Origin of the sequence: Clostridium sp. (genome assembly GCF_050717545.1) — a bacterium.
Lineage (GTDB): Bacteria > Bacillota > Clostridia > Clostridiales > Clostridiaceae > Clostridium_AD.
On sequence record NZ_JBOITN010000017.1, the window covers coordinates 36,772 to 62,032 of the forward strand.

Genomic DNA, 25,261 nt, shown 5'->3' on the forward strand with positions numbered 1-25,261 from the left:
TATATACTAATGGTAGCACACTGGGATATATTACTTTTAGAAACAAATTTAGCTATATAAAGTAAAATTATAGATATAAAGAAGGAATTTATCATTTTGTGTCTAATTAATAGGTTAAGGGAGATGGAACGGTGAATATAGTTGGAAGTTCTACAGGGGACGCTACTTATAATTTATTAAAGAAAAGCATGGACGCTTCAGCACTAAGAGGTAAAGTTATTGCAAATAATGTTGCCAACATCAATACTGAAAATTATAAAAAACTTTATGTTACATTTGAGGAGACTTTAAATGATAACATGGGATTAAATAAAATGAAAACCGATAATGATAAACATATGCAAGCTGGTAGTAGTACTGGAGATATAACCGTGCAAAGGGATGAAAATACTAGCATGAGGCAAGATGGTAATAATGTAGATATAGACTTAGAAATGACAAATCAAGCGGCAAACACACTGATGTTTAATGCATTGGTTCAACAGGCGAGTAGTAAAATTTCACTTACTAGTTACATTATCGGGGGAGGGAAATAGTAGATTATGAATGATGCATTTATGGGAATGAGAATAAGTTCAAGTGGACTAACGGCAGAAAGACTAAGAATGGATACAATAGCTTCTAATGTAGCAAATGCAACAACTACAAGGGGAGAAAATGGAAAACCATACATAAGAAAGATAGCAGTATTTCAAGAAAACTTGGAAAAGGAAATAGATAAATCTACTGGTACATATAAGACAAGCTTTAAAGGTGTTAAGGCTGTTGGTGTTGTTGATGATCAGTCACCTTTAAGGAGAGTATATAATCCATCACATGCAGATGCAGATGCGGATGGATACGTGACTATGCCTAATGTAAATATTATGAATGAAATGGCGGATATGATTGCATCTACAAGAGCTTATGAGGCAAATGTAAATTCTATAAATGCTCAAAAAAGTATGTTTTCTAAGGCTTTAGAAATAGGTAAATAGGAGGGCGTTTTATGAATATTAATGCGAGTATCAATAATACAGGTGTAAACAGTGCATCAACACTTAATGGTGTTAATAAAAATGATTCAATTGGTAGTGCGACGGGAACCAGTTTCTTGGATACTTTAAAAGAAAAATTAGATGAAGTTAATGTTAAACAAATAGATGCAGATAATCTTACTCAAAAGTTTATAAAGGGTGAAGAAACGGATGTACATAAGGTTATGTTGTCTACAGCAGAAGCTAAGCTGTCACTCGAAATGGCAGTGCAAATTCGAAATAAACTTGTAGATGCCTATGATGCATTTAATAGAATGCAGGTATAGAAAGGGAGCACAATATGGGCAAGCTACTTGAAATGAGAAATAAATTCTCGCAAGGCTGGGGTAATTTAAGTAAAAACAAAAAAATAGCCTATAGTATACTTGCGGGCGTTATTATAATAGCTCTTGGCTCGTTTATAGTAGCAGCATCGCAAACTAAATATGATGTGTTATTTTCAAATATGACAGAAGAGGATTCAGGAGCTATTTTAACAAAACTAGATGAAAAAAAAGTTTCATATAAGGTAACAGGTACTTCTATATTAGTACCTAAAGCAGATATTGATAGCCTTAGAATGCAACTTATGTCAGAAGTCACTATGACAAATGGAAGCCAAGGATTTGAACTCTTTGATTCGAGTAAAATGGCGCCAACGGATACAGAAACTAAAATCATGTACCAAAGGGCTCTATCTGGAGAAATTGAAAGGGCTATTAAGTCTTTTTCGGAAATTGAAGGGTCTAAGGTTAATTTAGTTTTACCAGATAGCACAGCTTTCGTTAAAGAAACGGAACCTGCTAGTGCATCAGTAGTTTTAATACTTAAATCAGGGACTAAACTTAATGATTCACAAGTGAAAGCAATAGTTGCACTTTTAACGGGTGCTGTTGAGAATCTTCCTAAGGAAAATGTAAGCATTATATCTGATAAATTTGTCCTTTTAACAGAGGGATTATATGACGAGGAAGACGTTACTGTAACGAAATCTACAGGAGATCAACAAGAGTTAAAAGCTCAAGTTGAAAAGGCTTTAGAAGCAAAAATAATGAAAGTCCTAGAGCCTATATATAAAGATGGAGTGAAGGTTTCTGTCAATTCAGAGCTTGATTTTGATGCAATTACTAAGAATAGTGTTACATATGACCCTAAGGGGGGAGTAATTGTAAGTTCAAATGATAATGAAACATGGAATGGAGGCACTAGCACAGGGCTATCAACTAGCCCTGTAGATGCAGCTGCCCAAAACACTTCACCTACAACTACTAAAGATGGGAATATAGTTAATAAAGAAGGCACAAAAAACTATGAAAATTCAAAAACAGAGGAAAATGTTGTGCAGGCACCTGGAGGAATTAAGAAACTTACTACTTCAGTTGTACTAGATGGTAATCTGGACCAAGCTACTAGAACTTCTGTAAATAATTTAGTTGCGCAAGCTATAGGGTATTCTGGGACTAGAGGAGACACTATAAGTATAGAAGGACTGAATTTTGATTCTGTTAGTAAAAAAGCGGCGGAGCAATCTTTGCTTGATATTGAAAACGCAGATGCAGCGGCTGCAAAGAAATTATTATACACTCGCATTGCATATGGAGCATTAGCTATTATGTTATTTATTATAGTGTTAGTTGCAATTCGTAGATCTAGTAAGAAGACACAGGCTGTTCCAAAGGGTATTGATATGATTATAAGTGATAATATAGATCCAAAGGTTGAAGAAAAATTTGAGCCTATTGAATTTGGAGGCAAGTCTAAAAAAGCTCGGATGGAGGATGAAGTTAAGAAGTATGCAGCAGATAAACCAGAACAAGTTGCAGACATAATCAAGTCCTGGCTGTCAGATGATGAGAGGGGATAAATAGTGGCTAAAGGTGATAAACTTACAGGGATTCAGAAGGCAGCTATATTATTTATAACTTTAGGGCCGGATGCTTCATCTGGTATATTAAAAAAATTACCGGAAAAAGATATTCAAAAGATAATCTATGAAATTGCAAATATAACTTCAGTTAAATCTGATCAAAAGCAAATAATTCTAGATGAATTTATGGAAATGAATAAGGCAAAGGATTTCATTTTAGAGGGTGGAATTGAATACGCTAAGAACCTGCTTTCGAAAGCACTTGGTTCTCAAAAAGCAAAGGATATATTGGATAAGGTTATGGAAGAGACTCAGAGGTATAGACCTTTCGCTATTTTAAGGAAGGCGGATGCAACTCAACTTTTAAATGTTATTGTTAACGAACATCCGCAAACAATTGCCCTTATTATGTGTTATATGCAGGCAGATAAAGCAGCTCAGATAATGGCAGCGCTACCTCTAGATTTGCAAAGTGAGGTATCATATAGAATTGCAACTATGAGCAATATTTCTCCTATGGTTATTAAAGAAATCGAAAATGTTTTAAATGGAAAATTATCCTCTGTAATTAGAACAGATACTACTGTGATTGGTGGAGTTGAATCACTAGTGGATATTTTAAATCAAGTAGATAGGACCACAGAAAAGAACATTACCGAAGGGCTTGAAAGAGAAGATGGTGAACTTGCAGAACAAATTAAAAACTCTATGTTCGTATTTGAAGATATTATCACATTGGATGATGTATCTATACAAAGATTCTTAAGAGAAATAGATGCGAAGGACTTATCGCTTGCATTAAAGGGATGCTCAGAAGAAGTTACAAATATTATATTTAAAAATCAATCTAAGAGAGCTGCTGTATCTTTAAGAGAAGATATGGAATTCTTAGGACCAGTCAGACTTGTGGATGTTGAAAAAGCACAACAGAAGATTGTTGGTGTTTTAAGAAGACTAGATGAAGCTGGAGAAATTGTGCTCTCTAGGGGTGGTGAGAATGCAATTGTCTTTTAAAGTAATAAAAAACTCAAGAGTTACAGCACATGGTCATAGTGAAATAAACACCCAGTTAAGTGAGACTTGTGTAATTTTAACTAACGAAGAGAATGAGGCTAGCAATATCGCTAACATGGAAAGTTATCAAAATATTGCTAGCAATATATTAGACAATGCACGTCTCGAAGGACGAAAAATCATTTCAAAGGCCTATGTAGATGCAGAAGATACGAAAATAAAAGCATATAAAGAAGGGCTTGAAAAAGGCAGTAAGGAAGGTTACGATAATGCTTATAATGAAGCTATTGGTGCAGCAATGGAAGAAGCGACTAGTGTGAGAGCAAAAGCCGATTTCATATTAACTAAAGCAAAAGCTGAATATAATGCTTACTTAATAGAAAAAGAAAATCATATAAAAGCTTTAATTGTAAATATAGCAGAAAGTATATTAAAGAAAGAAGTAACACAGGCCGATGCTCTAAATGAAATGATTTTTAACACTCTAAAAGCTGAAAGAAATATAAAGCTATATATTATTAAAATTAATAATTCTCATTTTGAAATGGTAAAAAGCCAGGTTGAAAACTTTAAAGCAAAACTTGCTTTTCAAGGAGATATTTTCGTAATAGAGGATGACTTTTTAGATGATGAGACTGCCGTTATTGAAAAAGAAACTGGTAAAAGCATTTTAAGTATACAATATGGCATAGAAAAAATAGTAGAGCTTATGCGTGAAGAACAAATATAAACATAGAAAGGGGAAATCATTATGATAGCTCTAAATTTTGAGTATTTAATGAATAAAATCCCTGAAATTAATTACACTTACACCGAAGGTGTGGTGAAAAATGTTATAGGGCTTACTATTGAAGTTCAAGGTATAACAGCTTTTGTTGGTGAAGTGTGTAATATTTATAATAAATTAAATGAAGAAATTCCCTGCGAAGTTGTTGGATTTCGAGATAAGGATGTAATCTTAATGCCTCTTGGAGAACTCGTTGGTATATCAGCTGGATGTAGGGTAGTACCGACTGGAACACCATTAAGCGTCAAATGTTCTGATGAATTGTTTGGAAAAGTTCTTGATGGGCTTGGGAATCCATTAAATGGTGATGAGATTACAAGTTATACAACTTATTCTCTAAATGCATCGCCTCCAGACCCATTAAAAAGACGCAGAATAACAGAGGTTTTACCTACAGGAATTAGAGCAATTGATGGGTTTTTAACTTGTGGTGAAGGTCAAAGAATTGGTATATTTGCAGGCAGCGGAGTAGGTAAGAGTACAACACTTGGAATGCTTGCAAGGGGAGCTAAAGCTGATGTAAATGTTATTGCACTTATTGGAGAAAGAGGGCGTGAGGTCCGAGATTTTCTAGAAAAAGATTTAGGCATCGATGGAATGAAAAAATCAATTATCGTATGTGCAACATCTGATAAATCAGCTCTAGTAAGATTAAAAGGTGCATTTACAGCCACTGCTATTGCAGAATATTTTAGAGACCAAGGAAAAAAAGTAATTTTAATGATGGATTCAGTGACAAGATTTGCAATGGCGCAAAGAGAAATAGGACTAGCTATAGGTGAGCCACCAGCTAGTAAGGGCTATACTCCATCAGTATTTGCAATGCTACCTAAATTAATGGAGCGAAGCGGAATGTCAGATAAGGGTTCTATTACAGCTTTTTATACAGTACTAGTAGATGGTGACGATTTTAATGAACCAATAGCAGATGCTGTTAGAGGGATACTGGATGGACATATAGTTTTATCTAGAGCACTAGCAGGTAAAAATCATTACCCTGCAATTGATGTCTTAAATAGTGTTAGTAGGTTGATGTCTGAAATAACTTCAACGGAACATAAACAAGCAGCATCTTTGGCAAGGGATTTGATGGCAACTTATAAAGACTCAGAAGATTTAATAAATATCGGTGCCTATGTAAAGGGTAGTAACAAAAAAATTGATAATGCAATTAAGTATAATGACAACATAGAGGATTTTTTAAAACAAGGCGTAGAAGAGAATACAGAATTTGAAGTAAGTCTAAATGTTCTACAAAATATGTTTAAATAAAGTTTTTTAAGGAGGAGCAATTTTATTGGAGAGTGCATACAAGTTTAGATTACAAAAACTTCTTGATATCAGAAAAGATTTTGAAGATAAAAGTAAAATTCAATTTAGACAGGCGCAAAGAGAAAAAGATGTGGTAGAAACTGAGATAATTGATTTACAAGAAAAGTATGTGAATCATAGAAATATAGATGCACATCAATCAATCGTGCATCAGAAGATCAAACAGAACTATTTAAATGCTTTAAGTTTTGCAATTGATAAAAATACAGTGGTCTTTGAACAAAAAAGCGAGATACTAGAGCAAAAAAGAGAAGAATTAAAAAAATGTCAAGTTGAGAAGAAAACTGTTGAAATTTTAAAAGAAAAGCAGAAGATTGCATTTTTAAAAGAACAAAATATGATAGAACAAAAAAGCAATGATGAGTTTGCACTTTTCGCTTTTATTAGAAATAATCGTAAGGCATACTAAATTAAATTGTTATTTATTGAATGAAAGGGAAGGGAGGTGAGACAAGTGAACGTCAATAACAATATAATAACAAGTGGTAATACTGATTATAAAAATATCGGTTTTCTAAGAAAATCAAATTCAAAAGAAGGATTTAAAACGATTTTAGATGGTCATCAATATCGATCTAAGGGTTCAACATATGGTAATGGACTTACACAATCTAATAAAGAACAACTTTTGGGTAAAACGAAGATCGAAAACTTGGATAAAGAAATTGATGGAAATAAGAGTATTGAAACTAGTGAGACTACAGTTGAAGGTTTTACCAATGATAATTCCGATAACTCATATGATAACAATGAATTAAAAGAGAAGATAATAAACTTTGTTGAGGTGGCTATTGATGTTTTAAAACAAGATGCAGTGGAGACTGAAAAAAAAATTGTAGTAAGTGATAAAGCTACAGATAAACTACCGGAAGAATTGAATGTAAACAGTGGTTCTGCTGAAAAAGTGGTACAAGTTCAAGTGGTGCAAATTCAAGAGTTATTGAGATCTTTGAGTGCAATGATCCAAAGTACTTACGAAGTATCAACGGTATCCAAGCAAGAAAATAAACTTAATCCTATTAACCTAGAAAAATTAGTTGCAATAAAGACACTACCACATGAGACAAAAAATATTTTAAATAATAATTTTAAGCAAATAGTGGATTTAGTAAAACAATTAAAAGTAAATAAGGGTACAGAGCCGGAAATACTTGATGTGGTGCGAAAACTAACGGTTCAGGTTCAAGAGGTTAAGGGAGATTTAAACTTATTAAAGGTAGTTAATCAAAGACCCAAAGTGGAAAGTAAAAACACAAAGGAGATAAATTATATTACTGATAATAGCAAGTTAAAAGAGAAGATAATAAACTTTGTTGAGGTAGCTGTTGATGTTTTAAAACAAGATGCAGTGGAGACTGAAAAAAAAATTGTAGTAAGTGATAAAGCTACAGATAAACTACCGGAAGAATTGAATGTAAACAGTGGTTCTGCTGAAAAAGTGGCACAAGTTCAAGTGGTGCAAATTCAGGAGTTATTACAATCTCTAAGTTCAATGATCCAAAGTACTTACGAAGTATCAAAGGTATCCAAGCAAGAAAATGAACTTAATCCTATTAACTTAGAAAAATTAGTTGGAATAGAGACATTACCACCTGAGACAAAAAATATTTTAAATATTAATCTTAAGCAAATAGTGGATTTAGTAAAACAGTTAAAAGGAAATAAGGGTACAGAGCCAGAAATACTTGATGTACTGCGAAAACTAACGGTTCAGGTTCAAGAGGTTAAGGGCGATTTAAACTTATTAAAACGAGTTAATCAAAGACCCGAATTAGAAAGCAAAATCACAAAGAATTTGAGTAACACTGCCGATAATAGCAAGTTAAAACAGAAGATAATAGAGTTTGTTGATGCAGCAGTTGATGCGTTAAAACAAAATACAGTGGAGACTGAAAAAAGAATTGTAGTAAGTGGTAAAGCTACAGATAAACCATCAGAAGAATTGGAGGTAAACAGTGCTTCTGCTGAAAAAATGACACAAGTTCAAGTAGGACAAATTCAAGAGTTATTAAAATCTTTGAGTGCAGTGATCCAAAGTACTTACGAAAAACCGATAACGCCTAATCAAGGAAATGAACTTTATCCTATTAACCTAGAAAAATTAGTTGGAGTCTCGACACTACCACCTAAGACAAAAGATATTTTAAATAATAATCTTAAGGAAATAGTGGATTTAGTAAAACAATTAAAAGGAAATAAGGGTACAGAGCCAGAAATACTTGATGTGGTGCGAAAACTAACGGTTCAGGTTCAAGAGGTTAAGGGCGATTTAAACTTATTAAAACGAGTTAATCAAAGACCCGAATTAGAAAGCAAAATCACAAAAGAGTTGGGTAACACTACTGATAATAGCAAGTTAAAACAAAAGATAATAAATTTTGTTGAGGTAGCTGTTGATGCATTAAAACAAAATGCAGTAGAGCCTGAAAAAGAATTTGTAGTAAGTGATAAAGCTACAGATAAACCATCAGAAGAATTGAACCTAAACAGTGGTTCTATTGAAAAAGTGACACAAGTTCAAGTAGGACAAATTCAAGAGTTATTAAAATCTTTGAGTGCAGTGATCCAAAGTACTTACGAAAAACCGATAACGCCTAATCAAGGGAATGAACTTAATCCTATTAACCTAGAAAAATTAGTTGGAATAGAGATACTACAACCTAAGACAAAAGGTATTTTAAAAAATAATCTTAGTGAAATAGTGGATTTAGTAAAACAATTAAAAGTAAATAAGGGTACTGAGCCGGAAATACTTGATGTGGTGCGAAAACTAATGGTTCAGGTTCAAGAGGTTAAGGGAGATTTAAACTTATTAAAACGAGTTAATCAAAGAGCAGAATTGGAAAGCAATACCACAAAAGAGTTGAGTAACACTGCCGATAATAGCAAGTTAAAACAAAAGATAATAAATTTTGTTGAGGTAGCAGTTGATGTTTTAAAACAAGATGCAGTTGATCCTGAAAAAGAATTTGTAGTAAGTGATAAAGCTACAGATAAACCATCAGAAGAATTGAACCTAAACAGTGGTTCTATTGAAAAAGTGACACAAGTTCAAGTAGGACAAATTCAAGAGTTATTAAAATCTTTGAGTGCAGTGATCCAAAGTACTTACGAAAAGCCGGTAACGCCTAATCAAGGAAATGAACTTAATCCTATTAATCTAGAAAATTTGGTTGGCGTAGAAAAATTATCACCTGAGACAAAAAGTATCTTAAAAAATAATCTTAAGGAGATAATAGTTTCGATAGAAAATTTAACAAGAAATAACCAGGCTCAACCTCAAATACTTGATGTGATTCAAAAACTAACTACCCAGGTTAAAGTTGTAAAGGGTGATTTAAATTTATTAAGAACTCTTAGCTTTGAAAGTGTTAACGTAAAAAGTGAGGAAAAATCATTTAATGATAATAAGCAAATGCAAATAAGTCCTAAGATTGTAAAAACAATTTCTGAAATTTCACGTATTAGTCAAATGCAAAGTTCAAATGATTCAAGACAAGCGAATAAGTTTTCAGGCAATAGATCGTTTGAGGAAAAATTTCTTAGTAATTTGCTTAGTGACAACAAGGATGAAAATAAAATATCAAAAGTAGTTAATTTTATGAATCAATTTGAAACTGTAAAAACTACGGAAAGTCCAAAAATAGAAATACCAAACAATTTAGTCATTAATAAAAATAACTTTGAAGTAGATGTAATTAAAAATATAAAATTCATGGAAATTAATAGTATTAAGGATTTAACTGTAAAAATGAATCCAAAGGATCTTGGAGAAATAACAATTAAGCTTACTATGGAAAGTGGAATTATGAAGGCTAGCATATCAGCTCAAAATAAAGAAACTTTTAATTTGCTAAACCAAAATATTCAAGATATCAGTGATAGGTTAAAAAATATGGACATAAAAATTCAAAGCTTAGATATAAATATTTATGAGGATTCAACTTTCTTTGGTAAGGGTTCTAGTAGCAGAAATAGCAATGGAGACCATAGCAATAAAAAAGCGACGAATATGGGTTTAGATGATGAAGATACTCAGATAACCAACAACTATGTTGTAGAAGAGAATAAGGTAAATAAATTTGTTTAATTATGACCAAATACAAATCAATATTTAAGGGGTGATAAGATGGCAACCGATGTGACAACAGGACTTACTAATTCAGAACTAGCAGGTTTATCAAGGGCAACGGATAGAGGAACTAAAATTGTAAAGAAAGGTCAAGAAATGGATCAAAATTCTTTCTTAAAGATACTCTCAGCAGAACTTGCTAACCAAGATCCAACTAATGCTAAGGATGGTACAGAATTTGTAGCTCAAATGGCTCAATTTGCATCACTAGAGCAGATGACTAATGTAAATAGTTCAATATCTTTTTCAACATCAGCTTCACTGGTTGGTAAGACTGTAGCTTTTAGTAGTTATGACTCATCAGGAATGCAATATGGAGGGAATGTTCAGGCGGTTTTCCAAGAAGCAGGAGCAATATATATGGCAGTAAAACTTTCAGACGGGACTACAAAGGATTTTCCAGCGGACACTTTAACGGATGTTATAGATGTTCCAGATAATACATTAGAATATTTAAATGGCAATATGGCATTTTCTTCAGCTATAAGTATAATTGGAAAACAAGTTGAGACAGGAACTTTAGCGGATGGTAAAACATACTCGGGAACTGTTAAGAGTGCTTTTAAAGATACAACTGGAATTAAACTAACGATCTCTTATGATCAAGATGGCGTAGAAACGACAAAAGATATAAGCTATGAGGATATCTCAAGTGTACAGGAATAGAAATATCTAATTAATATGGTAAGGTGATGTTATGATATGTCATATAGAGTGATAAATGGTAAACTATATTCAACAGTCGACTTTACAGAGTATTCTGCAGGAGGATTACAAAATAAAAGTAACAAAACAGGTAATGAAAAAAGTAACTTTAATAAAATTTTAGATAAGCAAATAAAAAATGAAGAGTGCTTTACCGTGTCTTCACATGCAGCTCAAAGACTTAATAGCCGAAATATTGATTTTAGCGATGATGACATGAAGAGGATTAACGAAGGGATAAACATGGCTGAGGGTAAAGGCGTGAAACAATCCTTGATATTATACAAGGACATGGCACTGATTACAAGTATTAAAAACAGGACTGTGATTACTGCATTAGACAAAAGTGAAAGTCAAGGAAAAATAATAACCAATATAGATAGTGTAGTTATGATATAAGCCGGACCTTTTTAGGGAGCTTAACTTTGTGGAAGGATAGAAGCAAAGTGATTTATAAAAAAATATAATTATATTTTTAATATATCGGAATTCAAAAAATAGAAAAGTGGAGGTAACATTATGTTAAGATCATTTTATTCTGGGGTAAGTGGATTGAAAGTAAATCAGGTGAAGTTAGACGTAATAGGAAATAATATAGCTAACGTTGGAACTACAGCTTTTAAAAGCTCAAGAGTTAGGTTTAAAGATATGGTAAGTCAAAGCGTTAATGAGTCTGGAGCACCTGGAACAAGCCAAGGCGGAGTTAACCCAAAACAAGTAGGTCTTGGAGTGCAAGTTTCAGGTATAGATACTATGGTAGGTCAGGGAGCGATGCAACCAACTTCTAGGACACTAGATGTTGCTATAGATGGTGAGGGGTATTTAATGGTGGCTAAAGGGAAAGTACCAGATACTAATGCTGATGGTATAACTTTAGGAACTGACAACGTAGTAGATGATCCAAATGGAGTTGAATTGTTTTATACAAGAGATGGTGCTTTAACTTTAGATAAGAGCGGAAACTTATTGAATTCCGATGGATTAAGAATATTAGGATATGCGGTTAAAGAAGGCGCAAATATAAGTTTAGCTTATAGTGGAGGAGCCGCTACTCCAAAGTTTGTTGATGCAAATAAAGCTCTAACTACAGAGACAACTTTAATCCCACTTGTTATACCAGAAAAAATCGAAGACCCTAATGATGCAACAAAAACTTTAAGAGTTATATCATATTCTATAGAAAAAGATGGTCAAATAAAAGCTGTCTTAGAGGATGGTAAAGTGTCAGTTCTTGGACAAATTGCAACATCGTCATTTAAAAATGCTGCTGGCTTATCTAAAGTTGGAGGAAATTTATTTAAAAATACATCTAACTCTGGTGAAGCAGTAGTAAGATCAGGAATTGGAACTGATCCTGATGAGGATAACAGTGATGCTTACGGTGATGTTCTTTCACAAATGCTTGAAATGTCAAATGTTGATCTAGCTGAGCAGTTTACAGATATGATAATTGCACAAAGAGCGTTCCAGGCATCAGGTAAATCAATTACTACAGGAGATGAAATATTACAGGAGTTAATAGGCCTAAAGAGATAGTATACTAAAAGATAAAATCAGTTTGTAATAAGTCTCAAATACTATTAGTATTTGAGACTTACCAAATTATTTAAATTTATAATAATTAGTAGGAGGGCCTATGATAAGACTCACAGGTTTTAATAAAAAAGAATTTATTTTAAATGCAGAAGTTATAGAAAAAATTGAAATTATGCCGGAAACATTAATAACCTTGATTAATGGAAAGAAATACATAGTAATGGAAAGTACAGATGAAGTAATTGAGAAAGTATTAAAATATAAACATAGGATATTTATCGGGGAGTTATAGGAGGAAGTGGCATGAAAAAACAAGATTTATTGACCAGTATTGGAATTGTAGCAGGAGCTGCGTTGATTTTATGGGGTATGTCAGCTGGTGAAGCTAATCTAAAGATATTTTTTGATCCATCTTCAATAGCAATTACAGTAGGGGGTTCTTTTGCGGCACTAATTATAGCTTACCCAATTTCAGAGATGAAGAGAGTACTTAATGTTATTGTGCAATCATTTAAAGAAAATACAATGGCTAGAACAGATATTATTACGAGTTTTAAAGAGCTATCACAAAAAGCAAGACGCGAGGGGCTTTTATCCCTTGATGATGAAATGGAAAAACTAGACAATCAATTTTTAAAAAAAGGACTTCAAATGGTAGTTGATGGATTAGAACCTGATACAATAAAGGATATTATGGAGCTAGAAATTGGGGAAATGGAAAGACGTCATAGTGATGGAATAAATATGTTAAGAGCTTGGGCAGGGTATGCACCAGCTTTTGGTATGATTGGTACGCTTATAGGACTTATTCAAATGCTTGCTAATTTAACTGATTCCACAGCGCTTGCGTCTGGTATGGGAAAAGCATTAATAACTACATTTTATGGTGCACTACTTGCTAACTTAGTATTAAGTCCTATGGCGCAAAATTTAAGCTATAAATCTACTGTAGAAGTAAATAGTCGTGAAATGATGATTGAAGGAGTTCTTGCAATTCAATCTGGAGTTAATCCAAGAATTGTTGAAGAAAAATTGACATCTTACTTATCACCTTCAGACAGAGCTAAATTTATTTTGCAGCAAGCAAGTGAGGTCGAGGTGAGCGAAAATGTCTAGAAAGAAAAAGCCTAAAGAAGAGTTACGAACAGATGAGTGGATGGCAACATTTTCAGATACCATGACACTTTTACTTACCTTTTTCGTATTGTTATATTCGATTTCTACGGTCGATGCCGCAAAATTCAAGCAAATTGCATCATCTATGCAATCGGTATTAACCGGTGAGGGTGGAAAAACCGTTTTAGATTTGAATGCAAAAAGTGGAGAAGTCCCATTAGTTGGAGAAACGACGCCAGTTGAGGCAGTTGTTGATAATACAGATGCCATTTATGAAAAGGTTCAAAGTTTTATAAAAAGTAAAAACATGGAAACAACGGTAGTGATAAAAACTGATAGTAGAGGAGTTATTATTCAACTTAGAGAAAATATTATATTTGAAAGTGGTAAAGCAGAAATTTTAGATAAGAGTAAACCAGTGCTTAATACAATAAATTCATTAATTGAAACATTTTCTAATGATATTGTAGTAGAGGGTCATACAGATAATATACCAATAAGTAATAGTGAATATAAAAATAATTGGCAATTATCTTCCGCAAGAGCGTTAAAAGTGCTTGAATATTTTGTAGGTGACAAAGCTCAAAAACAACCTGAGAGGTTTAAATCTATTGCTTACGGTGAATACCAACCTATTATAGCGAATAACAGTGATGCAAACAGGGCTTTAAATAGAAGAGTGAATATCTTAATTGTAGCAAATCAAAAGGAGGACATTACAAAATGAGTGAGAAACCTAAAAAAGGCAATGTCTTTAAAAAAGTTATTATCGTTTTATTATTATTAATTGTTGTTGGTGGTGGGGCCTTTGCAGCTATGTATTTTCTAGGAGGTAAGTCCATAGTAACAACATCTGCAAAAACAAAAGTAGTTGTTGAATCAACTTATTCTTTAGATGAGTTCTTAGTGAATCTTTTAGACGATGGTGGACTATTGTACCTTAAGAGCACAGTTTATATTGGGTATGAAGAAAACTCGGACTTGACTGCTGAAATTACAACAAAGTTACCAATTATTAGGGACACAGTCAATTCATATCTAAGGACAAAGAAAAGTGCTGACTTTAGCGACACCGGAGTTGTCACTGTAAAGAAAGACTTGATAATTAGATTAAATCCAATTTTAACAAAAGGAAAAATTTCAAATATATACTTTAATTCTATAGTAATAAGTAGGTGATAAAATGGATGGACAATTTTGGATATTGATTTTTAAGATTATAATATTTTTACCTTTTGTATTATTAATTTTATATTTATCATTAAGATATGGTGGGAATAAACTACAAAAATTACAAAATGGTAGATATATGAAAATATTAGACAGGGTTGCATTGTCTAAGGAAAATAGCATACTAGTTGTAAAAATTGGTGAAAAAGCATATGCTATGTCATCTAGTTCAAAAGAAATTAGTGTTTTGTTCGAAGTGCCAAAGGAAGAAATTGTTAGTATTGAAAGCATTAAAGAGCTACCTCAATATGAAGACATTAAGGAAGTATTTAAAAAACATATTCTGAAAAAGAAAACTAAAGAGGAAGTTAATTATGAAAATGAAAAATAAAAACTTATTTGTTTTTGCACTAGTTTTGATAATAATAGGGATCGTAGGGGTACAAGTAGTAAATGCTAATACATTACCAATACCTAATATTAATATTTCGGTTGATAATGCAAATACGCCAAAAGAATATGTTGATAATATAAAGCTATTAATGCTTCTTACAGTTCTTACCCTATTGCCATCAATTATTATAATGTCCACTAGTTTTGTAAGAATAATTATAGTGCTATCCTTATTTAAAAGTGCCATAGGGGTTCAACAGGCAATACCCAAAGAGGTTATAATTGGACTTGCATTATTTTTAACATTTTTTACTATGGCACCAACCTTTACAAAAGTTAATAATGATGCCTTAACTCCATATTTAAATAGTAAAATAACTCAAAAGGTTGCCATTGAAAAAGGGTCCAAGCCCATGAGGGATTTTATGCTAAAACAGACTAGAGCAAAAGACTTGAAACTTTTTTTAGAAGTTGGGAACCTAGAAGATACAGTTACAAATGAAGTTGACGCAAATGGCAAAGAAATACTTACAAATGGAAAACCAAAAGTTACATATGACAAAGTACCATTATATGCAGTGGTTCCATCGTTTTTAATAAGTGAACTAAGAAGAGCTTTTGAAATGGGATTTTTGCTATTTATACCTTTTATTATTATAGATATTGTTACGGGAAGTATATTAATGGCTATGGGAATGATGATGTTACCACCAGTTATGATTTCCCTCCCATTTAAATTATTGTTATTCATTATGGTTGATGGTTGGAATTTACTTGTAAAATCATTGATTATGAGTTTTAGTTGAGGTGAATTAAATGACTGAGGATATTGTTTTGTCTGTGGTAAAGGATGCTATTACAACTGCAATCTTATTATCAGCTCCTATTTTAGTTACGGCTACTTTAGTAGGATTAATAATAAGTATATTTCAAGCTACTACACAAATCCAAGAACAAACATTAACATTTGTTCCGAAATTAGTTGCTGTAGCTCTTATGGGATTATTAATGGGAAGTTGGATGCTTCACTTAATGATTTCTTTTACAACAAGAATATTTGAACTTATTGCTAATATGGGAGGTTAGGAGAAAAGAATTGATGGATACAGCTTATTATTTAGGATTTATATTTGTACTCTTAAGAATATCAGCATTCTTTATGAGTATTCCAATTTTTTTCCCTAAGTCTGCTCCTGCACTTGTAAAGGTCGGATTTTGTGCTGTTTTCACTTTTTTAATTATGCCAGGGGTTAATTACGAAAATGTGAATTTAATTAATACTAATGGGACGCTAATAATATTTTGTATATCAGAAGTTATCACAGGGCTACTTCTTGGGTACATAACAAAGTTTTGTTTTTTCTCAGCACAAATGGCTGGTCAGTTTATGGATTTTCAAGTTGGATTTTCTATGATGAGTATGTTTGATCCTGTATCTAATGAGAACGTTACTTTACTTGGAACGTTACTTTATAGGATAAGTATGGTAATGTTTTTTGTTGTGGACGGTCATCATATGTTAATTAGGGCTATAATTGATTCTTTTAACGTTGTCCAAATCGGAAAGTTTATATTATCGCAGGGGACTGCTATGATGATGGTGAAAATTTTTATACAGTTTTTCACACTAGGACTTAAAATAGCAATACCAATTATTTCAATAATTATTATAACTGATTTAAGCATGGGACTTGTATCAAGAACAGTACCATCATTAAATATTATGATATTGGGTATGCCAATTAAAATACTTATAGGACTGACTTGCTTTTCTCTAGTTTTACCTGCAATGCTTAATCTAATAGTAAATTCTTTTTATACTATTCCTGATATAATTAAAGCTTTTTATAAGGTAATACCCATGCTTGTTTTTATTTCAGCGGATAGTGGTGAAAAGACTGAAGAGGCTACTCCAAAAAAGAAAAGTGAATCAAAGAAAAAAGGCCAAGTGGCAAAGTCGAAGGAATTATCTTCAACATTTACGCTTCTTACAGTAACACTTCTTATGATTACTATTGGGGAGTATGCTTTCTCTACTATAAAAAATACGTTAAGCCTTTTTCTAAGCAATTATTTATCATTTTCTCTTACTGAATTTACTTTTAAGACGGTACTACTTGTATCACTAATGAAATTTGGACTTATAATTTTACCAATTGTAATTCCCATTATGATTATGGGAATAGTTGCAAGCTTAATACAAACTGGTTTTCTATTGACTGGAGAGCCACTTAAACCAGATTTAAAAAAATTAAATCCTATAAGCGGGTTTAAGAAGATTTTTTCTATGAGATCTGTAGTTGACCTAATTAAAAATTTAGCCATAGTTTCAACTATAGGCTATGTATCTTATAGCTTTATTAAAGATAATTATTTAGATATGATGACATATGGAAGTCTTAAAGTTGAAGCAATTTTAGGTGTATTCGGAAGTTTGGTAGTGAAAATATTTTTTAAGATTAGCCTCATTATGCTTATAATATCTATAATTGATTTTGCTTATCAGCATTATAAACATAATAAAGAATTAAAGATGAGTGTACAAGAGATTAAAGAAGAATATAAGCAGCAAGAAGGAGATCCACAAATTAAATCCAAAATCAGGCAAAAGCAAAGGGAGATGGCATCTAATAGAATGATGCAAGATGTACCTGATGCCACAGTAGTTATTACAAATCCTACTCATTTAGCTATTGCTATTAAATATGAGCAAGGCACCGAAGGCGCACCTATAGTTGTGGCTATTGGCGCGGATAATGTTGCTATAAAAATAAAAGAGGTTGCAAGCGAGAATGATATTCCAATTATAGAAAACAAACCTTTAGCAAGGTTAATATATAAGGAATTAGATGTAGGCTCAGAAATCCCAACGGATATGTATCAAGCCGTAGCAGAGATACTAGCAGTGGTATATAAACTCAAGAAAAAAAAGTAAAGGATGATATTTGTGGCTGAAAAATCAAGATATAATATTAAAAATAATTTAGATGTTTTAGTAGCATTTGGCGTTATTGGAATAGTTTTAATGATAATTATTCCATTACCACCAGCACTTCTTGATGTGATAATTGCGATTAATATTACGCTGGCAGTTGTAATTTTACTACTAACAATGTTTACAACAGAAGTTTTACAGTTTTCAGTATTTCCAACATTGCTACTTATTACAACACTTTTAAGACTTGCATTAAATATTTCATCTACAAGGCTAATATTAACGCAGGCTTATGCAGGTGATATAATTGAAGCGTTTGGATCCTTTGTTGTAGGTGGTAATTATGTAGTTGGAGTAATTATTTTCTTAATAATAATAATTATACAATTTGTTGTTATTACAGCTGGTGCAGGTCGTGTATCAGAAGTTTCTGCAAGATTTACTCTAGACGCCATGCCTGGTAAACAGATGAGTATTGATGCTGATTTAAATGCAGGCGTTATAACTGAAGAACAGGCAAGAGAAAGAAGAACAAAACTACAAGATGAAGCTAGTTTTTATGGCGCTATGGACGGAGCATCTAAGTTCGTAAAGGGGGATGCAATAGCTGGCATAATTATTACAATAATCAATATTTTTGGCGGGATAATTATAGGTGTAGTAATGCTTGGAATGCCAATTGGAACGGCGGCAACAACTTATGTACGACTTACAGTAGGAGATGGCCTTGTAGGTCAAATTCCGGCACTATTAATATCAACTGCTTCTGGTATTTTGGTTACTAGATCTGGTAGTAATGTAAATTTAGGAACCCAAATAACTACGCAACTTACTGCATTTCCAAAAGTTATTGCATTAGGTTCAGTTACATTACTTATTTTGGCTGCAATTCCAGGAATGCCCCATGTTGTTTTCATTATACTATCGATTGCTATGGCTACGAGTGCATATTTCTTAGGAAAAGATGAAAAAGATCAAAAAATTATGAAAATAGAAAGTGATGAACAAGAAAATTACGAAACAGAAAATAGAGAACCTGAAAATGTAATGAGCCTGATATCTGTAGAACCTATGGAAATAGAAATAGGATATGGATTAATACCCCTAGCGGACGAGGCTACCGGGGGGGATTTATTACAAAGGATTGCATCGGTAAGAAGGCAATGCGCACTGGAAATGGGAATTGTTGTTCAACCAATTAGAATAAAAGATAATTTGCAATTAAAAACAAATGAATATGTAGTTAAAATTCGTGGTACAGTGATAATTAAGGGAAGCTTAATGCCGAGTATGTTACTATGCATTGATCCAGGTTCTGAAGATGTTACAATTCAAGGTATTAACACTATAGAGCCAACCTTTGGACTTCCTGCAGTATGGATAAATAATGATCAAAGAGAAGATGCTGAGATTAAGGGACTTACAGTAGTAGACCCAACAACCGTAATGGTAACTCATTTAACAGAAACCATAAAAACACATGCTTTTGAACTTCTAGGTAGGCAGGAAACTAAGCTACTAATTGATTCGGTAAAAGAGAAATATAATACTGTAGTTGAGGAATTAATACCAGACCTTATGACTATTGGTGAAGTGCAGAAAGTTCTTCAGAGTCTTTTAAAAGAAAAAGTAGCTATAAAAGATATGGTAACAATACTCGAGTCATTAGCAGATAATGCTAGAATAACTAAAGATATAGAAGTGTTAACAGAATATGTGCGTTTTTCTCTTGGAAGAAGTATTTGCAATGAAATTGTTGATGAGAATGGAAGCATAACAATAATAACGCTTGCACCTGAAGTTGAAAATATTATATCAAACAATATTCAAAAATCTATACAAGGGTCTTTCCCAGCAGTAGATCCAGATACAACCGGGAAAATTCTAAATTCTATTAAGAATAATATTAATACAATTTATTTTCACAATAATCAACCAGTAATACTAGTATCTCCAAAAATAAGACCAGCATTTAGAAGGTTAATTGAAATGGTATTTCCTAATGTTTGCGTGCTTTCTCTTAATGAGATACCGAATGAAGTTGAGATTAAAACTGAAGGAGTTGTGACTCTACAATGATTATAAAACGGTACATAGTAAGTAGCATGAACGAAGCCATGACAAGAATAAGATATGAACTAGGCACAGACGCTGTAATTATAAGTCAAAGAAAAATACGAAAACCAGGAATAAAAGGATTGTTTAGCTCAAAGATAATTGAAGTTACTGCGGCTGTAGAAAATCAAACTAATGAGAATAACCAGAATGTAGTAAAAAATAATTCATTAAATAATAGTGTATTGAATAGCAATATACTAAAGACCGATGGACTAAGCAATAGCGGATTAAGTAGCAATGGGATTAGTAGCAATGCACTTAGTAGTATCGAAGCAATAAAAAAAGTTGAGCAGCAGGAAAATGCGATTAAAGTTTATCCTAAAGAGGTTCAAGCATTAGATAAAGAAACAAATGAGAATTCTTTGCACAAGCTTCAAAAGAGTGAAAAACAAGATGATAATAATTCAAATAACCTAATGAGTGAAATAATGAAAATGAAGAATATGATAAGTAAGCTATCGCTTGCGAGTGAACTATCGCTTGCGAGTGAACTCGCAATTACTAGAGAAGGATCACTAGCCAGTGAGCCTTCTGATAATGATAAAAGCGATGTAGAAAGATTACTTGAAGAAAATGATGTTGAGCAACAAATCATTGAAAATATAATGAATAAAATTAAAGATGAGGACACTCTATATAACAAATCTGAGGATGAAAACAAACAGAACAATGAAATTAATAAATTGAAAAACGTATTAAAAAAAATGATTCATGTTACTAGCCCAAAGTTACAAGGTAGAATAGTGCTTGTAGGACCAACTGGGGTAGGTAAAACAACAACTATTGCAAAACTTGCAGGTAGGCTTGCATTAACGGAGGGTAAAAAAGTAGGGCTTATTACTGTAGATACTTATAGAATAGGCGCAGTAGAGCAGCTAAAGACTTACGCTGACATCATGAATATACCCTTTAAAGTGGTATATAATATCAGCGATATGGGAAAGGCAATAGAAAGTATGAGTGAATGTGAAGTGGTGTTAATTGATACTACGGGGCGAAGTAGTAAAAATAGAATGCAAATTGCAGAACTCAGGACTTTCGTTGAAAAGGCTGACACGGAAAACATTAGTTTAGTGCTGAGTGCTACAACAAAGAATAAAGATATTAAATACATTATTGAAGGTTATCAAATTTTGAATTATAATAGTATAATAGTAACTAAATTAGATGAAACATCCACTTATGGTTCAATACTTAATATACTGGAAACTGCTAATATCCCTTTAAGTTTTGTATCAACCGGTCAAAATGTACCTGATGATATTAAAGAGCTATCAACAGATAATATTGTTAGTCTTGTATTAGGAGAGGAGACTGTATGCTAGATCAAGCGCAGAGACTTAGGCAAATGGCAGTTAATAGCAGTGATGCGGTGCCCGAACGTAAACCTAGAATTATAACTGTTACTTCGGGTAAAGGTGGTGTAGGTAAAAGTAACATAGTAGTGAACTTATCTATAGCTCTTCAACAAATGGGCAAAAAAGTTATGATTTTTGATGCAGATATAGGAATGGGAAATGATGATATATTAATGGGATGTTTGTCTAAATATAATGTGTTTGATGTTATATTTAATGGTAAGGAAATTGAAGAGGTTGTTTTAACTGGACCTTTTGGAGTAAAACTTCTTCCAGGTGGTTCTGCACTTACAAAAGTTGAGGATTTATCAGAAATTCAAAGACAATCATTTTTAAATAAGCTTACTGCTTTAACGGGACTTGATTATATAATAATGGACACAGGAGCTGGTGTAAATAAGAGCGTTTTGGGATTTATTGCTTGTTGCGAGGATCTAATTATAGTAACAACACCCGAACCTACGTCACTTACAGATGCATATAGCCTGCTTAAAGCTGTTAAACATTTTAATATTAAAAATTCTGCTAAAGTTATAGTTAATAGATCTTTAGATAATAACGAAGCTAATTTGACCTTTAATAAATTTAATAATGCAGTCGCTAAATTTCTTGATATGAAATTAGAGTATTTAGGTAAAATAAGTGAAGATAAGAAACTAGCTTACGCAGTAAGAGCGCAACAACCTGTGATTGTAACTTATCCTAGCTCAGGAGTTGCCCAGGATATAAATAAAATTGCAAGTAAAATTGATGGAATGAAGGATAAAACAAGTGGTATGGGACTCGAGGGATTATTTAAGAGAATTTTCAGCATTTTTTCATAAGGGGTTGGGGGTAGAGTGGCTAAAGTTGAGTTTAAATTAAATAAAAAATTAGAAATATTAGTGGACGAAAGATATTTTAACAGCAATGTTCAAGATATAACAGAGGAATATATAGCAATTAGTATTCCTATTAATGCAGGTGAATATATTCCATTGTCAAAGGGGACTATGATAGATGTAATTTATTATGAAGATGAAAATCTATATAAGTTTAAATCTATTGTTATAGGACGTAAATTTGAAAAGATACCAATTTTACTTATATCAAAACCAAAAGATATTAAAAAGATTCAGAGAAGAAAATATGTTAGAGTACCATTAATAAATATTGTTAAATATACAAATCTTAGAAGTGAGCCACGAACTGATCCGAGATCAATTGATCCCAGTGAATATTCAAAGGCACTACTAGTTGATTTGAGTGGCGGTGGTATGAAGGTTAAGGTTCCAGAGTTAATAAAGCTTAATGATTATCTTTTGGTATCATTAACTATTAACAATGAAGACATACTTATAGTCGGCAAGGCAATGAGGATTGTAAAAGAAGATGATGGTAGATATATCTGTGGACTTAGTTTAAACTTTTTAGATAACTTGACCCGTGAAAAGATAATTAAATATATATTTAGGCTTATGAGAGAACAAATGAAAAAAATTTAGGGAGGCGTTCATATGTCCATAGCAATGGCAGCTAATGTACGCGAGCAAATAGTGAAAACGCATATACCTTTAGTAAAATATATTGCTTCTAGAGTTATAATTGGAAAAACTAAATACGTCGAATATGAAGATTTAATTAGCTACGGTATGCTAGGACTTATGGATGCCCTTGGAAAATTCGACGATACTAAAGGTATGAAGTTTTCAAGTTACGCATCAATAAGAATAAAAGGTGCTATGATAGATGAACTTAGGCGAAATAGTCCAATCTCTAAAGGTGCTATGGATAAACTTAATAGGTATAATGAGGCTGTTGAAAGGTTACAGAAACGTATTTATAGAGAGCCGACTAATTATGAAATCGCAAAGGAACTTAATATTACAATTAATGATGTAGCTGATATCGAGAGCAACATAAATTATATATCAGTAGTGTCCCTTGAGGATCTGATTTTTTCTGATGATGACGATATGCCTCTTAGTGGTACAATTAAAGATAATAAGAGCTTAAGCCCAGAAAAAGCTTTAGAAGAAAAAGAACAAGTTGAATATTTAGCTTTAGGAATAGAAAGTCTTAAGGAGAAGGATAAACTAGTTTTAGATTTATACTATTATGAAGGACTTACATTAAAGGAAATAGGAAATGTTTTAACTGTATCTGAATCACGAGTTTGTCAACTACATAGCAGAGCAATTATAAATTTAAGAAAGGCTTTGGTAAAACTTAAATATGATATAGCATAGAATTTTTATAAAGAAAATTTAATTTGGGAAATTTGGAGTGGATTATATGACGGGATTATTAATTTTTGTTGGATTAATTCTAGTGATTTTAAATATTTTAGGTATAAAAAAACAGAATAAATCTTTTAACGGAGTGCTAGGAAATGCTATGGAAAATGTCCAAGATTATGACATTGAACTAGGCGAACTTAGACGAGAATTTTCTGAGAGTATATTGGAACTTCAAAGTGAAATAATGGGACTAAAAGAAATTATAGAGAAGAACAATATAATAGCGAAAGATTATGATGATTTAATATATAAAGGTATTACTAAAACAGATATAGAATTGCATGATCAGAAGGTTAACAATGAAGAAGTTAATCAGGGAATTTATGAAGAGGGTAAAAATTATGATGGTCAAAATGAAATTATTATAAATAAATCTCAAAATAGTAATAGTGTTAAGGTTGACGAAATAAAAAGACTATTTAGTGATGGACAAACTGTAGATAAAATATCAGAAATATTGCATTTAGGTAAGGGGGAAGTACTATTAATAAAAGATTTGTATGTAAGATAAAAAAAATAATAGACTTCTTAAGTGATAGGAAACTTCTAGTAGGGATAGGAATAGGGCTGATTATGGCTTCTGTTTTATTAACAGGTGCAAAGATAAATTATGAAATGGGTAAAGGAAAAATTGAGATTAAAGCTAGAGGATACGGAATGCGTTACCCCGATGAGATGCCAATAATTACGACTAAGGATGTGAAAAAATGATTAGAGGTCTTTATACAGCAGTAACAGGACTCATAACCGGAGAAGCTAAACAAAGCACAGTTACTAATAATATAGCAAATGCGAATACAATTGGATTTAAAAGTGATGATCTTTCTATTAAAAAATTTGATGATGTATTAATTCAAAACTATGATAAAGTTGTAAATGGTCAAAATATTAAGACTACTATTGGGTCACTTAGTATGGGAAGTAAAATAGATGAATTAAACACAAATTTCGCCCAGGGAACTTTTCAAGCAACAGATAAAACCACAGATTTTGCAATAGATGGAAGCGGCTTTTTTACAGTACAAAGGGATGACGGAATAACCACTAAGGATTACTATACTAGAAGTGGGAATTTTCATATTGATGGAACAGGTTTTTTAGTTAGCGACAGTGGGGATAAGGTTTTAGGGACAAATAAAGCGACCAATGCTGTAGAACCTGTCTATGTTGGAAGTGGTAAACTTCAAGTGGAAAGTGACGGAAATATTTCTATTGATGGTCAAAATCTATATAAATTTAATACTGTAGATTTTCAAGATTATAATAGTCTACAAAAGGTTGGAGATAATTTGTTTGACGGCGCAAATCCTATTCAAAATGCAAATATTATTGTAAAACAAAACACATTAGAAAAATCTAATGTAAATGTTACAAATGAAATGGTAAATATGATGACAATTATGAGAAATTTTGAATCCAATCAAAAAATTATACAATCTATCGATGAGACTTTGGGAAAAGCTGTTAATGAGGTAGGCACTGTTAGATAAAAGATATATATTA

At 32.4% G+C, this 25,261-nt stretch carries 28 protein-coding genes; all 28 read left to right on the forward strand.

Annotated features, from left to right (window positions below; genetic code table 11):
• Positions 1 to 131: 131 nt before the first annotated feature.
• The 28 genes from flgB to ACREVX_RS03470 all read left to right on the forward strand — a co-directional run bounded on the left by flgB (position 132) and on the right by ACREVX_RS03470 (position 25,248).
• Complete coding sequence (flgB, locus tag ACREVX_RS03335; RefSeq protein ID WP_431542750.1) at positions 132 to 536, forward strand: flagellar basal body rod protein FlgB; 405 nt, start codon at positions 132 to 134, stop codon at positions 534 to 536.
• A 6-nt stretch (positions 537 to 542) separates the two neighbouring features.
• The gene (gene flgC / locus ACREVX_RS03340; protein WP_431542751.1) at positions 543 to 977 is read left to right on the forward strand and encodes a flagellar basal body rod protein FlgC; all 435 of its coding nucleotides are present in this window, start codon (positions 543 to 545) and stop codon (positions 975 to 977) included.
• Between the two features lie 11 nt (positions 978 to 988).
• Positions 989 to 1,303, forward strand: a complete 315-nt coding sequence (fliE, locus tag ACREVX_RS03345; protein ID WP_431542752.1) for a flagellar hook-basal body complex protein FliE — start codon at positions 989 to 991, stop codon at positions 1,301 to 1,303.
• Between the two features lie 14 nt (positions 1,304 to 1,317).
• On the forward strand, positions 1,318 to 2,880 hold the full coding sequence (gene fliF / locus ACREVX_RS03350) for a flagellar basal-body MS-ring/collar protein FliF (protein WP_431542753.1): 1,563 nt from the start codon (positions 1,318 to 1,320) through the stop codon (positions 2,878 to 2,880).
• Positions 2,881 to 2,883: 3 nt separating this feature from the next.
• Complete coding sequence (fliG, locus tag ACREVX_RS03355) at positions 2,884 to 3,897, forward strand: flagellar motor switch protein FliG (RefSeq protein WP_431542754.1); 1,014 nt, start codon at positions 2,884 to 2,886, stop codon at positions 3,895 to 3,897.
• A complete protein-coding gene (locus tag ACREVX_RS03360) occupies positions 3,881 to 4,627 on the forward strand; it encodes a FliH/SctL family protein (protein ID WP_431542755.1) in 747 nt (248 codons plus the stop codon). The genes fliG and ACREVX_RS03360 overlap by 17 nt, the downstream gene beginning before the upstream one ends.
• Positions 4,628 to 4,648: 21 nt before the next feature.
• Positions 4,649 to 5,956 carry a flagellar protein export ATPase FliI gene (gene fliI, locus ACREVX_RS03365; protein WP_431542756.1) on the forward strand — a complete coding sequence of 436 codons (1,308 nt, stop codon included), beginning with the start codon at positions 4,649 to 4,651 and terminating at the stop codon, positions 5,954 to 5,956.
• Between the two features lie 25 nt (positions 5,957 to 5,981).
• Positions 5,982 to 6,425 carry a flagellar export protein FliJ gene (fliJ, locus tag ACREVX_RS03370; protein WP_431542757.1) on the forward strand — a complete coding sequence of 148 codons (444 nt, stop codon included), beginning with the start codon at positions 5,982 to 5,984 and terminating at the stop codon, positions 6,423 to 6,425.
• Between the two features lie 45 nt (positions 6,426 to 6,470).
• The gene (locus ACREVX_RS03375) at positions 6,471 to 10,106 is read left to right on the forward strand and encodes a flagellar hook-length control protein FliK (protein ID WP_431542758.1); all 3,636 of its coding nucleotides are present in this window, start codon (positions 6,471 to 6,473) and stop codon (positions 10,104 to 10,106) included.
• Between the two features lie 39 nt (positions 10,107 to 10,145).
• A complete protein-coding gene (locus ACREVX_RS03380) occupies positions 10,146 to 10,814 on the forward strand; it encodes a flagellar hook capping FlgD N-terminal domain-containing protein (protein ID WP_431542759.1) in 669 nt (222 codons plus the stop codon).
• Between the two features lie 36 nt (positions 10,815 to 10,850).
• The gene (locus tag ACREVX_RS03385; RefSeq protein WP_431542760.1) at positions 10,851 to 11,252 is read left to right on the forward strand and encodes a TIGR02530 family flagellar biosynthesis protein; all 402 of its coding nucleotides are present in this window, start codon (positions 10,851 to 10,853) and stop codon (positions 11,250 to 11,252) included.
• A 120-nt stretch (positions 11,253 to 11,372) separates the two neighbouring features.
• Entirely contained in the window at positions 11,373 to 12,389 is a 1,017-nt protein-coding gene (locus ACREVX_RS03390; protein ID WP_431542761.1) for a flagellar hook-basal body complex protein, read from the forward strand.
• Between the two features lie 100 nt (positions 12,390 to 12,489).
• The gene (locus ACREVX_RS03395) at positions 12,490 to 12,681 is read left to right on the forward strand and encodes a flagellar FlbD family protein (protein ID WP_431542762.1); all 192 of its coding nucleotides are present in this window, start codon (positions 12,490 to 12,492) and stop codon (positions 12,679 to 12,681) included.
• 11 nt (positions 12,682 to 12,692) lie between these two features.
• Entirely contained in the window at positions 12,693 to 13,505 is an 813-nt protein-coding gene (locus ACREVX_RS03400; protein ID WP_431542763.1) for a motility protein A, read from the forward strand.
• The gene (locus ACREVX_RS03405) at positions 13,498 to 14,232 is read left to right on the forward strand and encodes a flagellar motor protein MotB (RefSeq protein ID WP_431542764.1); all 735 of its coding nucleotides are present in this window, start codon (positions 13,498 to 13,500) and stop codon (positions 14,230 to 14,232) included. The genes ACREVX_RS03400 and ACREVX_RS03405 overlap by 8 nt, the downstream gene beginning before the upstream one ends.
• A complete protein-coding gene (locus ACREVX_RS03410) occupies positions 14,229 to 14,684 on the forward strand; it encodes a flagellar basal body-associated FliL family protein (RefSeq protein ID WP_431542765.1) in 456 nt (151 codons plus the stop codon). The genes ACREVX_RS03405 and ACREVX_RS03410 overlap by 4 nt, the downstream gene beginning before the upstream one ends.
• A gap of 4 nt (positions 14,685 to 14,688) precedes the next feature.
• The gene (gene fliO / locus ACREVX_RS03415) at positions 14,689 to 15,066 is read left to right on the forward strand and encodes a flagellar biosynthetic protein FliO (RefSeq protein WP_431542766.1); all 378 of its coding nucleotides are present in this window, start codon (positions 14,689 to 14,691) and stop codon (positions 15,064 to 15,066) included.
• Positions 15,056 to 15,874 (forward strand): flagellar type III secretion system pore protein FliP, encoded by an 819-nt coding sequence (fliP, locus tag ACREVX_RS03420; RefSeq protein WP_431542903.1) that lies wholly within the window; start codon positions 15,056 to 15,058, stop codon positions 15,872 to 15,874. The genes fliO and fliP overlap by 11 nt, the downstream gene beginning before the upstream one ends.
• Positions 15,875 to 15,884: 10 nt before the next feature.
• Positions 15,885 to 16,154, forward strand: coding sequence for a flagellar biosynthesis protein FliQ (gene fliQ, locus ACREVX_RS03425; RefSeq protein WP_431542767.1), 270 nt, complete (start codon positions 15,885 to 15,887; stop codon positions 16,152 to 16,154).
• A gap of 10 nt (positions 16,155 to 16,164) precedes the next feature.
• Positions 16,165 to 18,003 carry a fused FliR family export protein/FlhB family type III secretion system protein gene (locus ACREVX_RS03430; protein ID WP_431542768.1) on the forward strand — a complete coding sequence of 613 codons (1,839 nt, stop codon included), beginning with the start codon at positions 16,165 to 16,167 and terminating at the stop codon, positions 18,001 to 18,003.
• 3 nt (positions 18,004 to 18,006) lie between these two features.
• Positions 18,007 to 20,082 carry a flagellar biosynthesis protein FlhA gene (gene flhA, locus ACREVX_RS03435; protein ID WP_431542769.1) on the forward strand — a complete coding sequence of 692 codons (2,076 nt, stop codon included), beginning with the start codon at positions 18,007 to 18,009 and terminating at the stop codon, positions 20,080 to 20,082.
• Complete coding sequence (gene flhF, locus ACREVX_RS03440; protein WP_431542770.1) at positions 20,079 to 21,446, forward strand: flagellar biosynthesis GTPase FlhF; 1,368 nt, start codon at positions 20,079 to 20,081, stop codon at positions 21,444 to 21,446. The genes flhA and flhF overlap by 4 nt, the downstream gene beginning before the upstream one ends.
• Positions 21,440 to 22,303 carry a MinD/ParA family protein gene (locus ACREVX_RS03445; RefSeq protein ID WP_431542771.1) on the forward strand — a complete coding sequence of 288 codons (864 nt, stop codon included), beginning with the start codon at positions 21,440 to 21,442 and terminating at the stop codon, positions 22,301 to 22,303. Before flhF ends, ACREVX_RS03445 begins: the two co-directional genes overlap by 7 nt.
• Before the next feature lie 15 nt (positions 22,304 to 22,318).
• Positions 22,319 to 22,963 carry a flagellar brake protein gene (locus tag ACREVX_RS03450; protein WP_431542772.1) on the forward strand — a complete coding sequence of 215 codons (645 nt, stop codon included), beginning with the start codon at positions 22,319 to 22,321 and terminating at the stop codon, positions 22,961 to 22,963.
• Positions 22,964 to 22,975: 12 nt separating this feature from the next.
• On the forward strand, positions 22,976 to 23,707 hold the full coding sequence (locus ACREVX_RS03455; RefSeq protein WP_431542773.1) for a FliA/WhiG family RNA polymerase sigma factor: 732 nt from the start codon (positions 22,976 to 22,978) through the stop codon (positions 23,705 to 23,707).
• A 46-nt stretch (positions 23,708 to 23,753) separates the two neighbouring features.
• Positions 23,754 to 24,269, forward strand: a complete 516-nt coding sequence (locus ACREVX_RS03460; protein WP_431542774.1) for a hypothetical protein — start codon at positions 23,754 to 23,756, stop codon at positions 24,267 to 24,269.
• Positions 24,270 to 24,331: 62 nt separating this feature from the next.
• Positions 24,332 to 24,469 (forward strand): hypothetical protein, encoded by a 138-nt coding sequence (locus tag ACREVX_RS03465; protein ID WP_431542775.1) that lies wholly within the window; start codon positions 24,332 to 24,334, stop codon positions 24,467 to 24,469.
• On the forward strand, positions 24,466 to 25,248 hold the full coding sequence (locus ACREVX_RS03470) for a flagellar basal-body rod protein FlgG (protein WP_431542776.1): 783 nt from the start codon (positions 24,466 to 24,468) through the stop codon (positions 25,246 to 25,248). The genes ACREVX_RS03465 and ACREVX_RS03470 overlap by 4 nt, the downstream gene beginning before the upstream one ends.
• Positions 25,249 to 25,261: the final 13 nt, after the last annotated feature.